A 14,529-nucleotide genomic window follows, 5' to 3' on the forward strand; every position below is an offset into this window, starting at 1 on the left:
CTTTCCGCTTCCAGCAGCGTCCGCAGGCCCGCTCAAGGTGGGCCCGGTAGGCGTGGATGGCGAGGAGCCGGCGCTGGGCCTGCCCGCTCCCTTCCGCGGAAACCTCACCTGTCACACAGGGGACCCCTGAGGAAGGCCCTGAAGGCCCCCAGGAGCGCCGATCAGGCGCAGCACGAACAGCCAGCCACAAAAGGGCACTTGAGCGCGCCACAGGGCCACGCAGGACCGCGCTGCAGGTTTGAATAGCTGCTCCGCGAAAGTGCGTGGCCCGACCGTGCCGGGTCACCGAGGCGGCCGTCGGGCACGACGCCACCGCTTCAGACCGCCAACGCCGCCGCCAAGAGGTAAGACTCTCCGCACTACAGGAGAATCTCGCCTACCGATGCTCTGCCACGGCCACGGCAACGCCCGCTAGCAGTCCAGGTACGCGACGTGGATCCACACTCCCGTGCGGCCGCCCCACAGGTCTCCCTTGATCCAGGAGCCCTCCCGGCCATGCGCGTTGAGCTTCTGGCCCCTGTTCACCTGGCCCAGGACCGGGTATTGGGAGCCCGGGCCCCCTCGGAAGTTGACTCCGTTGTCGTTGACCGTGCACACGGCGGCCCGCTTCGCAGGCTGGTTCTGTGATGCGGGAGCGGCCTGGGAGTCGCTGTGGGCAGCCGCAGACACCGCGGTGCCGCCAGTGAGGCCGAGTACCGCTGCGGCGGCAACGGCTGCCGCCGCCAGAGTGCGAGATGCGTGGAACATCGGGCTTCCCCTTAGTGATCGTTTCGTGTGCCGGGCCGCTCAAGTGACGGTCGCGCCCCGCCCTATGGGGTGCGACCGCAGCCCTGCGATAACTGAGAGTAGGTACACGACTACGCTCGATTACGGGGTTTCGGGCGTGATCACACTTTTGTGTACCGGCCCCACAAGGGCCTGGCGGGAACGCCGCCCGGGTGCCCGGGCGGGAGCGTTCCTTCCGCATGTTCTATGCGGAGGTCAGGTGGCCTGCGTGTGATGCTGAAGCCGCAAGTGTTCATGTCGGCAATGTCGGCATCGGAGCGGAGGTCTGATGGTGTATCAGGAGATCGGCGACAACGTTATCGGCGTGGAGGACACACTCAGTGCTGAGAACGTCGCCGTCTACCGGTGGCTGGCCCTGCACGGTCAGCTCGACCCGGTCCGGATAGCCGAGGAGACCGGGCTCGACGAGACGGTCGTGAGCGGTGCGGTGGGCCATCTGCTGCGGATCGGTCTGGTGCAGCGGGGCGAGGCGGGCGACGGGCGGCTGCGCGCCGTCGACCCGGCGCGCGTTGCCGCCGTGGCGACCGCGCCGATGGAGCGGGCCATCGCTCAGCAGCAGGCCCGACTGCATGTGCTGCGCGATCAGTTCTCTCAGCTGGCCGCCGACTACGAAGAGGGCCGGCACAGTGTCGCCACCGACGTGGAACGCATTCCCGGGCTCACGCAGGTGCGGGACGCGCTGACGCGGGCCGCGGCGAACTGCCGCGAGGACATGGTCACCGTGCAGCCCGGCGGCACCCGTCCCCCCGAGGTGCTCCAGGACGCGCTGCACCGGGACAGCCAGATGCTGGCCAGGGGGGTGCGGATGCGGACGCTCTACCATCACACCGCCCGGTTCAACGGTCCCAGTCAGGCGTACGTGGCCCGTATGAGCGCGCTTGGCGGGGAGTACCGGACCGCCCACCAACTGGCTGGTCGGTTGATCATCTTCGACCGGGAGCTGGCGTTCATGACCGACCACGACAACCGGCTCGGGGCGGTGGTGGTGCGGGAGCCGTCGGTCGTGCAGTACCTGTACGAGGTCTTCGAGCAGACCTGGTCGCAGGCGCAGCCCTTCTCCGACGCGGCCGCCGACGGCCTGGAGGCGGTCGCCAAGGATCTGGACCGCACCATTCTGCGGCTGCTCGCGACGGGGTTGAAGGACGAGACGATCGCCCGGCGGCTCGGCATGTCGCTGCGCACCACCCGCAAGCACATCTCCGACATGATGCAGGCGCTCGGCGCCGAGAGCCGCTTCCAGGCCGGGGTGGCGGTGGGCACGGGAGGGCTCTTGGACGACGACGGTGACGGGAACGGGAACGGGGGCGGGGGCGGGGAGGCGGACGCCTCCGCCTCGACCGGGCGGGCCTGAGCGGAAGGCCGGCTGATGCGCGGAAGATCAGTCCGCTTCGTCCAAGTGCAGTTCAAGGAGCGTCGTCGGGGTGTGGATCTCCGACAGGAGGTAGGTGTGGTCCGGGGGGACGAACAGGGTGCCGCCGGAGCGCAGGCGCATGCCCAGTGGGTGCGGGGGTCCGGGGGCCGGGGCTTCGCCGGCGCGCGTCAGGTCGCAGCGGCAGGCGCCCTCCAGGACCGTGACGGTGGAGCCGCTGCCGCTCGGCTCGCCCTTCGTGGCGGGGGCGTCGACGGGCAGGAAGCGGTAGAAGGGGCGCACCCGCAGCCGCAGTCTGCGGCCGAGTTCCGCCGCCAGTGGCTCGGTGTCCGGTCCGCCCGGCACGGGAGCAGCGGCGTCCGGTTCCGGGTGGTCCGGCCGGGGCAACTGGACGAGGGCCGGGAGAGTGGCGGGTTCCTCGGGCCACAGCAGGGCGGGGCCCTTGGTGCCGTTGGCCTCCACGCACAGGGCCAGCTCTTCGACGTACGACTGGATCGGCCGGCTCAGAGCTCCTTGTCGTTCTCCCTGTCCTTCTCCCTGTCCTTCTCCCTGTCCTTCTCCTTGTCCGGGCATGCTTCTCCGATCTGCCGCACGTCCGGTCGATGCGGGGGTGGGTGGGGTGAGTGGAGTGAGCGGGGTGGGTCAGGGCGCGGTCAGGCTTGCTCCGGTGCGGGTGGTCGGAGCGCTGCGGCGCCGTCCCTGCGGGTGCACACAGGTCATTACGGAAGGCGGCCCCAGCCGCTGTCGCCGTTGTCGAACGTGACCGAGGATGTCGCCTGGGTGCGGGGGTGGCCCGTCTCGGCGGCGGCTGTTCCGACCGTCGCGCCGACCGTCAGCAGGCAGAGGACGCCGAGCACGAACACGCGGGCAGACTTCATGGTTTCTCCTGTGCTTCCTGGAATCCGGGGGGTGGCAACGCTGCGAGCGTCCCGGCCCGGCCGCTGGTGGTGCGGCCGCGCTCTCTCGCTCTTCCAGGATGGTGGGCGGCCCGCCCTGAAACCATGGACCGCCCCGTTCACCAAGTTGTCCCGTACGGAAGCGGAAGGGTGCACGAGTCGCCCATCTCGCCTCAATCGGCGGAAAACGTTTCGCGGAGCTTCGGCCGGTCGATCTTTCCGTTCCGCGTCGAGGGCAGAGCGCTCAGTTCGGTGAAGTGCCGGGGGACCATGAATCGGGGCAGGCGGGTGGCGCAGGCGGCTTTCAGGTCATGCTCGTTGACCCTTGCGCCGGTCACGCTCGTGTAGAACGCGGCCAGTTGGGTGGAGGCGGCGACCTTGACGCCGACGACCGCGGCGCGGCGTACGCCGGGCACTCCGGCGAGCACGGACTCCACCTCGCCCGGCTCGACCCGGTAGCCGTTGACCTTGAGCTGGTCGTCGAGCCGGGAGACGAAGTGGAACTGAGTGCCGTCGAAGGTGACCAGGTCCCCGCTGAAGTAGCAGCGGCGCATGCGGCCGTCCCTGTGCTCGACCTGCCGGAATTTGCGGGCGGTGAGCTCCTCGTCGCCGGCGTATCCGAGCCCGACGCAGTTCCCCGCTATGACCAGTTCCCGGGTCTCGCCGGGCGTGAACGGGCGTAGCACACCGTCCACCTCGCACAGCAGCTCCGCGTCGACTACCGCCGTTCCGATGGGCGGGCGGTCGGGCCAGTCGGTGACCTCGCCGGTGAGCCGGTACTGGGTGACGACGTGGGTTTCGCTGGGCCCGTACTGGTTCACCAGGGTCAGGTCACCGGCGGCGCAGAACTTGCGTACCTCGTCGTTGATGACCAACTGCTCGCCCGCCACCGAGATCTCCCGCAGGCTGGGTGTCTCGATGCCCGCGACGCATGCGGCGGCGGCCAGGCCGTGCAGTCCGACGACGGGCTGGAAGAGGCGGGCGGCCTGGTGCTCGCTGATGATGTCGAGCAGCGTGAAGGGGTCGAGGCGGTCGTGGTCGTTCACCACGATCAGGGTCGCGCCGGCCAGCCAGGTCGCCACGGTGTCCTCGTAGACCATGTCGAAGCCGATGGAGGACATGTGCAGGGTGTTCGGGGGGCGGTCGTGGCTCCATCGCGCGACGTGCCAGTTGCCCAGGTCCGCGAGGACCACCGGGGGCACCGTGACGGCCTTGGGGTCGCCGGTGGAGCCTGAGGTGGGGATGACGTAGCAGATCGGTCCGGTCGCCAGTTCGTCGCGCCGTGTGCCGCGGATCGTGGTGAAGGTGTGCTGCGGGACGGGCGAGTCGACCGGTGGGCACGCCTCGTCGCGCAGGATCATGGCGCAGCCGGCGCTGCGTACGAGTTTGGTGGTCCAGGCGGGCGGCATGGCCGGGTCGATGGACAGCACTCCGGCGCCGACGCGCCAGACGCCGAGGACCGCCGCGCTGCGGGACCAGGAACGCGTGGCGTGGACGTCGACGACGTCGCCGGGGCCGATGCCGTGTGCGGTCAGGCCGCCCGCGATCTCGGCCGACAGTGCGTCGAGTTCGGCGTAGGTGTGCGGGACGCCGCCGTCGATGACCGCCACCGCGTCCCGGTGCCGGGTGAGGGCGGCGGCCAGTTGCTGGATCAGTGAACCTTCGACGTCGCTCATGCGATCAGGCCTCCGTCGACGAGTTCCAGCGGCCGGTAGTCGCGCGAGGCGACGAACTCCGGGCGCGGGTGGGGTACGTCGCGCAGTTCGTTGTCGACGCTGTTGTAGCTGACGAACGCCATGGTGCGGCTGGTCGGCGACATGTTGGCGCCGGAACCGTGCGCGATGCAGGGGTCGAAGAACAGCAGGCTTCCGGCGCGGCCGACGATGGAGCGGATCTCCGACTCCGCCGTCACCTTGGCCATCTGCTCGGCGTCCAGGGCGAACTTCAGCTTCGCCGACAGGTCGGCCTCCCACTGCGAGGTGCCCGCGGACTCGGGGTGCCAGGGGGCGATCTCGCCGTTGCGGTGCGAACCGGGCACGACCAGGAGCGGGCCGTTGTGCTCGGTCGCGTCGTCCAGCAGGACCGCGACATTGACGGCGCGCGGCTCCGGCATGCCGTCCTTGTTGCCCCAGACGCTGTAGTCCTGGTGCCACTGCCACACCTCGCCGCGCAGCGCCTGCTTGGCGTTGACCTTGCACTGGAAGACGTGGACCTTGCTCTCCAGGAGTGCCTCGGCGGCGGAGAGCAGCTGGGGCAGGCGTACCAGGCGGGAGAAGAGGGCGCCGGTGGTGTGGCAGCCGTGGATGCCGCGCACCGTGGTGCCGTCCTCCTCGAAGATCCGGCCGGGGTGCTCGGTCGCGTAGAGGTCGGCCACCTCACGTCGCAGAGCGGCGATGTCGTCGGCGTCGAAGACGTCGTCCAGGAGCAGGAATCCCTCGGACCGGTATTCCGATATCTGACTTTCGGTGAGCATGGCTCGATGACCTCTCTGCGATGTCGCGTGGTGCGTGTGGTGCGCGTGGTGGTGGAGTGAGTGGGTCACGGCGGGCGGCGGGGGCGGCGCCCGTCCGGCCACGGCGACCTCAGATGTGCTGCCGCATCGGGGTGAAGTCCGTGAGGATGACCGCGCGTTCGCCCGGCTCGGTCCCGGCGCCGCGCTTGATGGGGGACACGTAGTGGCTGACCTTCTCGTCGGTCACGCCGTACGACTCCAGCGGCTTGGTCAGTTCGAACTCGGCGAGCACCTCGCCGGCCGGGACGTCCGCGGGCTGCTTGCCCCGGTACTGCGGCGGTGCGATGACGTTCACGCCGCCGTCGACGTTGCTGCGGTAGACCAGGTGCGCGAAGACGAACGGCTCGCCGTCCTGGTGGAGCTCGTTGGGCGAGGAGATGGCCTCGTGGCCGTCGTCGTCCACGGCCAGCTTGATGAGGTGGACGCCGACGTGCAGCGGGAACGCCAGGTCGCTGCGCGACCAGCGTGTCTGCTCGAAGTCGAAGTCGACGATCTCGCGGATGATCGGGTTGTTGCGGGCGGCTTCACTCATGGCGGGCAGCTTGCGCAGCACGCCGACGTATTCGGGGTTGTGGTCCGCCTGCCAGTAGCCGTTCATCCAGCCCTCGTCACCGAAGTGCGAGTCGGGGATCCAACTGAACTCCCGCGACCACGGCAGGAAGATGCCGCGGGCGTAGCGGCGGTTGCGTCCCGCCTCGGTCGCGTAGGGGTCCGGCGGGAGGTCGACGAATTCGGCGCGCAGGTTCTGGAAGGCCGGGTCGGATTCGGTGATCCCGAATATCTTGGCGAGGTCCCAGCGGGCGAATCCGTGCTCGACGAGTGCGGGCGTTTCGGTCAGCGTCTGCATGATTGTTTGTCCCAAGCGGTGGTCGTGAAATTGGTGGGTGGGGGTGGATGGGGATAGGTGGGGGCGGGCGGCGGCCGGGCCGTCAGACCGTGGCGAGCGTGCGCGGCCGGGCCGTCTAGACCGCGGCGAGCGTGCGCGCCTGGCGGATGACCACCTGGCGGCGGCGTCCGCGCCGGGTGGACAGCTCGACGCGGGGCTTTTCGTCGAAGAGGTCGAGGCGCAGCAGGCGTTCCTCGCTCCAGCCGAGCAGCCGGAATTCGCCGGCGCCCAGGTGCAGCAGTTCCACCGGCGCGCGCCCCTCGACGCGCAGGACGAGCCCGTCGTCCTCGGCGATCACTTCGGCGGCGAGGTCGCTGTCCTGGTCGTCGACCACGGGCTCGCCCCACTCCATGAAGGAGAACGGCACCGCGAAGCCGCAGCTGAACTCGGTGAGTTCGCGCGCGGTGAGCGGCAGGACGGGGCGGTAGTACGCGATGTCGCTGGCCGGGAGCTGGGCGCGGAAGCTGTCCGGGAACAGGGCGAGCAGGCTGTCGTTGGTGGCACAGTCGGCGACCAGGTGGATCCTGGTGCGCTCCCCGGTGTTGCGCAGGGAGTGCGGGCGTTCGAAGTCGGCGTACCAGAGGGTTCCCGGCTGCCAGCGCTGCTCGACGCCGTCCAGGACCATGACCGCGCCGGGGTTGGTGACCAGCGGGATGTGCAGGCGTACGTAGCCGTAGGGGAGGCCGAGCGGGGTGTCCGAGTGCTCCTCGACGGAAACGCCGGGGGCCAGCGCCATCAGGCGGACGCTGCGCAGTTCGGTGCCGAGCTCGGACAGGACCTGGCGCAGGTAGGGCGCCTTCGCCATCAGCGGCGTGTCGGCGAATCCGTCGCGGCCGGGGCCGCCGGGATCGGTACGCGTGAGGTCTCCGCCCGGCGCGCGCAGGGAGAGGACCTTCCAGTCCACATCGGACTCCTCTCCGACGGCGCCGTCCTCGAAGGACCGCTGCAACGCCCAGAATTCGGAACCGCTCAGTTCCGCGAGATCCGCGGCGAGCCGGTCGACGTCCAGGTCGTTTCGCAGCATGACGGTGGCCGGAAGGCTTTCCAGGGAACTGCTCTCGTGCATGAAGACCTCGCTTCGATGAGCTTTTCTTGCTCTTCTCGCTTTTCCCTTGCTATTGAATTCTTACGTGTGCGGCGCATCGGGAAAAGCCTCGGGCAGGGGGCGGAAACGGCCAGGACGCTTTAGGACAGGGCTTTTTCGGTATCCGCCGCGGTAATTGTGCGCGTCATCGTGTGCGCGGATTCCGGGAAATCACGCATGCGTCGTATCGGGCCGCAAAACAGAATTGCTGTCGCCATTACTTGGAGGCCGCCCAGCATCCACATCGTTTCCCGGACCCCGGACAACGCGCCGAGCGTCCCGCCGAGCAGTCCGCCCACCGCGATGGCGCCGAAGCTGGTCACGGCCGCGCTGGCACTGACGCGCCCGATCAGGTCCGGCGGACAGTAGCGCTGGCGGAAGGTGTCGGTGATGACGCATGCCGCGACCACGCCGGCGCCGCAGCCGACGCCGCCGACCACGAAGAACGCGAGGCCGGCTCCCGAGTCGGTCAGCGGGAAAAGCAGCGTGAAGGGCGCCGCGCCCGCGTGGCAGATCAGCACGGCCCGCGCGGTTCCGAAACGCGCGGATACCCGGGGGGACAGCAGGACGCCGAGGATGCCGCCGAGACCGCACAGTGTGAGGACCGCGCCGGTCGCCGCCTCGCCCGCGCCGACCGTCCGTACCAGGAACGCCACTTCGATGGAGCCCAGGCCGGTCAACGCGATGTTGGACACCGCGCTGAAGACGGCGAGGGAGCGCAGTACCGGGTCCCGGAACAGGAATCTCAGGCCGTCGCCGACTTCGGTGCGCAGCCGGCGCCGCTCGACGGCCGGAGGCGCGGGTTCGGGCGTCCGGACCGCGCGCAGACACAGCCAGGACACCAGGAAGCTCAGCGCGTTGGCGACCAGGCCGGTCACCGCGCCGAAGGCCTGGACGAGCATGCCGGCCAGGCCGGGGCCGATGACCTCGGTGGTCGACTCGCTTCCCTGTAACCGCGCGTTGCCCGCCAGGAGTTCCTCGTCGCGGACCAGGACCGGCAGATAGGCGCGTTGCGCGGTGGTGAAGAAGACGTTGGCGCACCCGCCGACGAACGCGGCCGCGAGCAGCTGCGCGATGGTGAGGACGCCTGCCCAGGCGGCGACAGGAACACTCACGAACGCGACGAAGGCGACGACGTCGGCGACCAGCATCACCGGCCGGCGGGGCAGTCGGTCCACCCAGGCGCCCGCGGGCAGGCCCAGGATCAGCCAGGGCAAATACGCGACGGAGGTCAGCAGGCCGACGACGAAGGTGCTCGCGTCCAGGGTGAGGACGGCGACCAGCGGCAGCGCCACCACGGCGATCGAGTTGCCGAGCAGACTGGTCGTCTCCCCGAACCAGAACAAACGGAAGTCACGCCCGGCCACCGGGCCGGGGCCGGGTGCCGTGCCCTGGTCGGGCGCCGGGCCTTGGTCGGGCGCCGGGCCCGGTGGGGTCACCTCGCTCATCGCTGCCCCGCCGCAGGCACCTCGGGCGCCTCGGGCACCTCGGGCATCGCAGGCCGCGATGCGTCCAGCACGGCGAGTTTCCCGGCGAGGACCGAGCCGATGCGCGCGATCGGTTCCCGCCCGGTGATCTCGCCGTGGCCGCAGGCGATCTCGTGCACCTCGAAGCGTCCGGTGACGTGTGCGCGCCACGCCTCCGGTACGGGCGCGTCCTGCGATTTCCCCTCCGTGGCGGAGAAGAACACCGCGTCCCCCTCGTACGTACGGGGCCGCAAGTCCTCGTAGATCCGGTCGTTGTCGACGAACACCCGGGCCAGGGCCGCGGCCTCCTCCCGCGTCAGCCATTCGAGGGTGCTGCCCGGCCGGCGGACCGTCCGCTCGTAGGCCTCGAAGTTCAGCGGTTGCTCGCCGGACGCGGATAGGTCGTATCCCAGGGAGTCCAGGAGCTCGGTGAACGTCTCCGGGCTTCCTTCGTCGAGGGGCCGGTAGTCCGGGACCGACGCGGGCGGGTAGCCGTCGAGGAGGGCGAGCAGGTCGACCTCGGCTCCGGCTGCCTGGAGTTCGGTGGCCAGGAGGTGGGCGATGACGGCGCCGAAGGACCAGCCGATCAGTCGGTAGGGGCCTTCGGGCTGTACGGAGCGGATCTGCCGCGCGTAGTCCTCGACCATGTCGCGCCAGGAGCCCCCGCACGCCTCCGCGTCGGTGAGCCCTCTGGCCTGCAACCCGTATACGGGGTAGTCGGCGTCGATGTGGCCGAGCAGGCCCGCGTAGCTCCAGCTGATCCCGGCGGCCGGGTGCACACAGAAGAGGGGCGGCCTCTCGCCGCCCGTGCGCAGGGGCAGCAGGGGCGCCAGCGGGTCGTGCCGCGTGCCTGCGGTCAGGCGGTCCGCGAGGCCGGCGACGGTCGGCGCCTGGAACAGGTCCAGGATGGTCAGCTCGCCGCCGAGCACTGTGCGCACCCGGGAGAGCAGTCTGGTGGCCAGCAGGGAGTGGCCGCCCAGGTCGAAGAAGCTCTCCTCGGCCCCGACCCGGCTCAGCCCGAGGACCTGCGCGAACAGGTCGCACAGGATCTCTTCGTAGGGTCCGCGCGGGCCGCGGGAGGCGGGGCGCTGATCGAGGTCCGGGGCCGGCAGCGCGTCCCGGTCGAGTTTGCCGTTGGGTGTCATCGGCAGCCGCTCCACCGTCTGGAAGAACGATGGGATCATGTGGTCGGGCAGGACCGAGGCGAGGTGGCCGCGCAGCTCGCGTGCGTCCGGGGCCTCGGCCTCTTCCGAGGTCGGCTGCACGTATCCCACCAGGCGCTTGTCTCCCCCGGCGGTCGCGCGTACGGCCACGGCGGCCTGCGCCACGCCCGGGCAGCGGGTCAGCGCGGCCTCCACCTCGCCGAGTTCGATACGAAAACCCCGCAGCTTGACCTGGTCGTCGACGCGGCCCAGGTAGTCGAGCCTGCCTTGGCGGTCCCAGCGGACCAGGTCACCGGTGCGGTACATGCGGGTCCCCGTCTCCCCGGCCGCGGGCCAGGGGCAGGCGACGAACCGTTCGGCGGTGACCGTCGGGCGGCCCAGATAGCCGCGGGCTACGCCGGGCCCCGCCACGTACAGCTCGCCCGGCACGCCCGGCGCGACGGGGCGCAGCCGCTCGTCGAGCACGAAGACCCGGGTGTTGCCGATCGGCCGGCCGATCAACGGGTGCGGGCTGTCCGCAGCGTCCCACCACAGCGCGTCCAGGGTGCATTCCGTGGGGCCGTAGAGGTTGTAGCAGAGAGTGCCGGGCGCCGCCTGGCGTACGCGGGTCCACAGCTGCTGTCCGGCGGCTTCCCCGCCGAGCAGCAGCACGCGTGGCACGCCCGGCGCGGTCAGCAGGCCTTCGTCGAGGAGGTGCTCGGCGTAGGTGGGGGTGACGTCGAGGACGTCGATCCGGGCAGTCTTGACGTAGGCGGTCAGGGCGGCGGCGTCGCGCCGGGTCTCGTCGCCGATGACGTGGAGTTCATGGCCCACCAGCATCCAGAACAGGGCCTCCCAGGAGGTGTCGAAGGACAGCGAGGCGGTGACGGCGGACCGCAGGCGCCGGTCCGCCGTGTCCGCCGTGGCTGCCTCGGTGCGCGCGATCAGGCCCGCGCGGTGGAAGGCGTACAGGTTGCTCAGGGCGGCGTGCGGTGTCACCACGCCCTTGGGGCGGCCGGTGGATCCGGAGGTGTAGATGACGTATGCGGCGCTGTCCGGGCGTATGCGGCGCGGCAGGTCGGGCAGGGGGCCGGAGGGTGTCTCTTCCCGGTCGGCGAACACCGTTGGCAGCTCGCCGAGTTGGTGCGTAGCCGCAGTCGCGGTGTCCGTGACGACCGCGACCGGTGCGGCGTCGCGCAGCATGTGCGCGATCCGCTCCGGCGGGTATTCCAGGTCGAGGTGCAGATAGGCCGCGCCCGTCCTGAGGACGGCCAGCATCGCGACGACGGACTCGGCCGAGCGGGGCAGGGCGAGCGCGACCACCTGCTCCGCCTCGGCGCCCAGGGCGCGCAGGCGGCGCGCGAGCAGGTCGGCGCGCGCGTCGAGTTCGGCGAAGGTGAGCCGCGCCGCCCCGCACACCAGGGCCGTCGCCTGTGGCGTGCGCGCGGCCTGTGCCGCGAACAGCTGGGGGATGGTGTCCGGTGAGGCGGGTGCCGCGGTGTCGTTCCAGGCGACCAGGGCTTGGTGGCGGTGTTCGGCGGAGAGCGGGTCGGCCGCGCTGATGGGCCGCTCCGGGTCGGTCACGAGCTGCCTGAGCAGCCGGGGCAGGGCGTCGGCGATGTGGTCGGCGGTGGCCCGGTCGAACAGGCCGGTGGCGTACTCCAGGGTGCCGTCGATGCCGGCGGCCTCGCCGTCGGGTGTGCGGTGCTCGCGGAAGTCGGCGGTCAGGTCGAACTTGGCTATGCCGTGGTCCGATTGCTCCTCGGTGCAGGTCAGGCCCGGCAGGACGAGGGTCCCCTGCTCTGCCCTGGACAGGGTCAGCATGACCTGGAAGAGCGGATGGCGGGCCAGGGACCGCTCCGGGTTCAGCTCCTCGACCAGACGCTCGAAGGGAACGTCCTGGTGGTCGTAGGCGGCGAGGTCGGTGTCCCGCACCCGGTGCAGCAGCTCGCCGAAGGTCGGATCACCCGATACGTCGCTGCGCAGGACCAGGGTGTTCACGAAGAAGCCGACCACGCCTTCCAGCGCGTCGTCCAGGCGTCCGGCCACCGCGGTGCCGATCGGGATGTCCGTACCCGCGCCGAGCCGCGAAAGCAGCACCGCGAGACCGGCTTGCAGCACCATGAAGGTGGTGCAGCCGTGGTCGGCGGCGACCGCGAGCAGACGGCGGTGCAGTTCGCCGTCGAGCTTCAGGGGTACGCAGTCGCCGCGGTGGTCGGCGATCGCGGGGCGCGGCCGGTCGAAGGGCAGGTCCAACTCAGCTGGTAGTCCCGCCAGTTGCTCTCGCCAGTACGACAGTTGCGTGGCAAGCAGGCCCGACGGTTGGCCCTCCTCGCCGAGCAGGCGCGACGGTTGGCCCTCCTCGCCGAGCAGGTCCCGCTGCCACACCGCGTAGTCCGCGTAACTGACCGGCAGCGGCGCCCACTGCGGTGCCTCGCCCGCGGTCCTGGCGCGGTACGCCGTCGCCAGGTCGGTGAGCAGCGGCTGCCAGGATCCCTCGTCGCAGGCGATGTGGTGGAGCACCAGCGCCAGCACGTGTTCCTGCGGTGTGAGCGCGAACGCCGCTGCGCGGAGCGGGAGTTCGTCCGTCAGGTCGAAGCCGCTATCCAGGACGGCGGTCAGCGCGTCGGCGAGCTCGCTCTCCTCGCATGCGACCACGTCGAGCCCGGGCCGCCGGTCGACCAGCTGCGGTACGGGTTCGCCCTCGACGCCTGGGTACACCGTGCGCAGCACGTCGTGCCGGTCGGCCAGGTCGGCGAGCGCCGCGGCCAAGGCGGTGCGGTCAAGGTCGCCGCGTACCCGGATCACGAGCGGGCAGTTGTAGACCGCCGAGGCGCCGTTCACGCGGTTCAGGAACCACAGCCTGCGCTGGGCATAGGACACGGGGGACGCAGGGGACACGGGGGACACGGGTCACTCCTCAGGGGGCAGAGCCGGTTGCGGTGGCATGGAGCGGTGCGATGCGGCTCGGGAGGGTGCGCCAGATCTCCGGGGTGTAGAAGTGGCCGCCGCCGAGCACGTCGTGCCGGTGCGGGCCGCGGGCCAGGCGCCGCCACCGGGCGCTCACGTCGGCGCTGATCAGCGGATCGTCGGCGCCGGTGAGCACGTGCAGCGGCACGCTCACTTCGGCGCCGTCGTAGGCGTAGGTGTCCCGTACGGCGATGTCGGCCCGCATCAGCTCCAGGGCCAGTTCGGTCAGGCCGGGGTTCTCGCGCACGTGCGGGGGCAGCAGGCCGTGGGTCTCCAGCCACCGCAGCATGCGTTCGTCCGCGTCCCCGGGCAGGGGGCGGCGTTCGTTGTCGGTGAGGCCGCGGTCCGGGGCGTTGCAGGAGGACAGGACGAGCGCTTCGGGCCTGTGCGCCGCGTCGCCGTCGAGCCGGGCGGCCACGTCGAAGGCCATCCAGCCGCTCATGCTGTGCCCGAACAGGACGTACGGTCCGAGGTCGTCGGACGCGGCCTCGCGCAGTGTTCGCGTGACGTCGGTGGCCAGTTCGTCCCAGTCGCGGGCGAAGGGCTCGGCGAACCTGCCCTCCCGGCCGGGATAGCAGAGCACGGCCAGGTCCGTTCCGGCGGGCAGGGCAGCGGCCCAGGACTGGTACGGGGCCGTGCCGCCGCCGAAGAAGCTCAGGCCGACCAGCGTCCGCCGGGCGCCGGGCGTGCGGTGCAGGGGCACCAGCGTGGTGTTGCGTACCGCCATCGCTCAGGCCCCGTCCATCGCGGCCACGAGGCTGGCGGGGCGCAGGTCCGTCCAGTGCTCCTCGACGTAGTCCAGGCACGCGGTGCGCGGACCGGCGCCGAACACGGCGGACCATCCGGCGGGTACGTCGATGAACGCGGGCCACAGCGAGTGCTGGTGCTCGGCGTTGGCCAGGACGAGATAGGAGCCTTCTGCGTCGTCGAAGGGGTTGTTCACGGAGCTGTTCCTTTCGGGGTGGTCGATTCGGAGTGGCGATGCAGGGGGAGGGGGCCGGCCCGCTCAGAGCAGACCGGTCAGAGCCAGCCGAGGCGGGTGGCCTTCACACCGGCCTCGAAGCGGCTGCGCGCCCCGAGGCGCTCCATCAGCGCGGCCATCATGCGGCGCGCGGTGCGGTGCGACACGTGCAGCCGGCTCGCGGCGGCGGCGTCGGTGCAGCCCTCGGCCGCCAGCCTGAGCAGCGCCCGTTCGGTGCTGCTCAGGCTGTCTCCGCCGGTCAGCTGCTCGGCTTGGAGGACCTGGTCCGGCGGGCCCGATGTGCGGGACCTGAGCAGGCGCAGGGCCTCGGCGTGGGTCTCGGCGAGCCGCCGCTGGCGACGCAGCAGCTCCTCGTGCTGGCCGGCCAGCTGGTCGGCGATCTCCTCGATGGCCGACGCGGCTTCCACGGCCGACGCGGGCGCGGCGGCTTCCAGTT

General features: G+C 70.9%; 12 protein-coding genes and 1 pseudogene. 1 reads left to right on the forward strand and 12 read right to left on the reverse strand.

Translation table 11 applies throughout. The features are described from left to right. Window positions 1–411: 411 nt before the first annotated feature. Window positions 412–747 carry an SH3 domain-containing protein gene (locus IE226_RS38690; RefSeq protein ID WP_190086206.1) on the reverse strand — a complete coding sequence of 112 codons (336 nt, stop codon included), beginning with the start codon at window positions 745–747 and terminating at the stop codon, window positions 412–414. A gap of 307 nt (window positions 748–1,054) precedes the next feature. Here IE226_RS38690 and IE226_RS38695 point away from each other — a divergent pair, with 307 nt between their 5' ends. Further along, complete coding sequence (locus tag IE226_RS38695) at window positions 1,055–2,137, forward strand: helix-turn-helix transcriptional regulator (protein WP_190086207.1); 1,083 nt, start codon at window positions 1,055–1,057, stop codon at window positions 2,135–2,137. Window positions 2,138–2,164: 27 nt separating this feature from the next. On the opposite strand, the gene IE226_RS38700 is transcribed toward IE226_RS38695, so the two are convergent. The 11 genes and pseudogenes from IE226_RS38700 to IE226_RS45320 form a co-directional block, all read right to left on the reverse strand. Next, window positions 2,165–2,617 (reverse strand): hypothetical protein, encoded by a 453-nt coding sequence (locus tag IE226_RS38700; RefSeq protein WP_229871828.1) that lies wholly within the window; start codon window positions 2,615–2,617, stop codon window positions 2,165–2,167. Between the two features lie 257 nt (window positions 2,618–2,874). Next, a complete protein-coding gene (locus IE226_RS38705; RefSeq protein ID WP_190086209.1) occupies window positions 2,875–3,033 on the reverse strand; it encodes a hypothetical protein in 159 nt (52 codons plus the stop codon). A gap of 191 nt (window positions 3,034–3,224) precedes the next feature. Beyond that, complete coding sequence (locus IE226_RS38710; protein WP_190086210.1) at window positions 3,225–4,727, reverse strand: AMP-binding protein; 1,503 nt, start codon at window positions 4,725–4,727, stop codon at window positions 3,225–3,227. Continuing rightward, window positions 4,724–5,524, reverse strand: coding sequence for a phytanoyl-CoA dioxygenase family protein (locus IE226_RS38715; protein ID WP_190086211.1), 801 nt, complete (start codon window positions 5,522–5,524; stop codon window positions 4,724–4,726). The genes IE226_RS38710 and IE226_RS38715 overlap by 4 nt, the downstream gene beginning before the upstream one ends. A gap of 109 nt (window positions 5,525–5,633) precedes the next feature. Then, entirely contained in the window at window positions 5,634–6,410 is a 777-nt protein-coding gene (locus IE226_RS38720) for a 2OG-Fe dioxygenase family protein (protein ID WP_190086212.1), read from the reverse strand. Window positions 6,411–6,525: 115 nt separating this feature from the next. Further along, on the reverse strand, window positions 6,526–7,515 hold the full coding sequence (locus IE226_RS38725; RefSeq protein WP_190086213.1) for an aspartyl/asparaginyl beta-hydroxylase domain-containing protein: 990 nt from the start codon (window positions 7,513–7,515) through the stop codon (window positions 6,526–6,528). Between the two features lie 119 nt (window positions 7,516–7,634). After that, window positions 7,635–8,981 carry an MFS transporter gene (locus IE226_RS38730; RefSeq protein WP_190086214.1) on the reverse strand — a complete coding sequence of 449 codons (1,347 nt, stop codon included), beginning with the start codon at window positions 8,979–8,981 and terminating at the stop codon, window positions 7,635–7,637. Then, window positions 8,978–13,051 carry a non-ribosomal peptide synthetase gene (locus IE226_RS38735; protein ID WP_229871829.1) on the reverse strand — a complete coding sequence of 1,358 codons (4,074 nt, stop codon included), beginning with the start codon at window positions 13,049–13,051 and terminating at the stop codon, window positions 8,978–8,980. The genes IE226_RS38730 and IE226_RS38735 overlap by 4 nt, the downstream gene beginning before the upstream one ends. A gap of 10 nt (window positions 13,052–13,061) precedes the next feature. Continuing rightward, entirely contained in the window at window positions 13,062–13,838 is a 777-nt protein-coding gene (locus IE226_RS38740; protein WP_190086215.1) for a thioesterase II family protein, read from the reverse strand. Window positions 13,839–13,841: 3 nt separating this feature from the next. Next, window positions 13,842–14,054: an MbtH family protein gene (locus IE226_RS38745; protein ID WP_190086216.1), complete on the reverse strand. Its 213-nt coding sequence runs from the start codon at window positions 14,052–14,054 to the stop codon at window positions 13,842–13,844. Window positions 14,055–14,131: 77 nt separating this feature from the next. Next, a pseudogene (locus IE226_RS45320) lies at window positions 14,132–14,308 on the reverse strand (response regulator transcription factor); the annotation flags it as partial. Between the last annotated feature and the right edge of the window lie 221 nt (window positions 14,309–14,529).

The organism is Streptomyces longisporoflavus, from assembly GCF_014649775.1.
Taxonomy (GTDB): Bacteria; Actinomycetota; Actinomycetes; order Streptomycetales; family Streptomycetaceae; genus Streptomyces; species Streptomyces longisporoflavus.

Coding starts and splice junctions, on each gene's coding strand:
- IE226_RS38690 (WP_190086206.1), bottom strand. CDS start 747: ATGTTCCACGCATCTCGCACTCTGGCGGCGGCAGCCGTTGCCGCCGCA.
- IE226_RS38695 (WP_190086207.1), top strand. CDS start 1,055: ATGGTGTATCAGGAGATCGGCGACAACGTTATCGGCGTGGAGGACACA.
- IE226_RS38705 (WP_190086209.1), bottom strand. CDS start 3,033: ATGAAGTCTGCCCGCGTGTTCGTGCTCGGCGTCCTCTGCCTGCTGACG.
- IE226_RS38710 (WP_190086210.1), bottom strand. CDS start 4,727: ATGAGCGACGTCGAAGGTTCACTGATCCAGCAACTGGCCGCCGCCCTC.
- IE226_RS38715 (WP_190086211.1), bottom strand. CDS start 5,524: ATGCTCACCGAAAGTCAGATATCGGAATACCGGTCCGAGGGATTCCTG.
- IE226_RS38720 (WP_190086212.1), bottom strand. CDS start 6,410: ATGCAGACGCTGACCGAAACGCCCGCACTCGTCGAGCACGGATTCGCC.
- IE226_RS38725 (WP_190086213.1), bottom strand. CDS start 7,515: ATGCACGAGAGCAGTTCCCTGGAAAGCCTTCCGGCCACCGTCATGCTG.
- IE226_RS38730 (WP_190086214.1), bottom strand. CDS start 8,981: ATGAGCGAGGTGACCCCACCGGGCCCGGCGCCCGACCAAGGCCCGGCG.
- IE226_RS38740 (WP_190086215.1), bottom strand. CDS start 13,838: ATGGCGGTACGCAACACCACGCTGGTGCCCCTGCACCGCACGCCCGGC.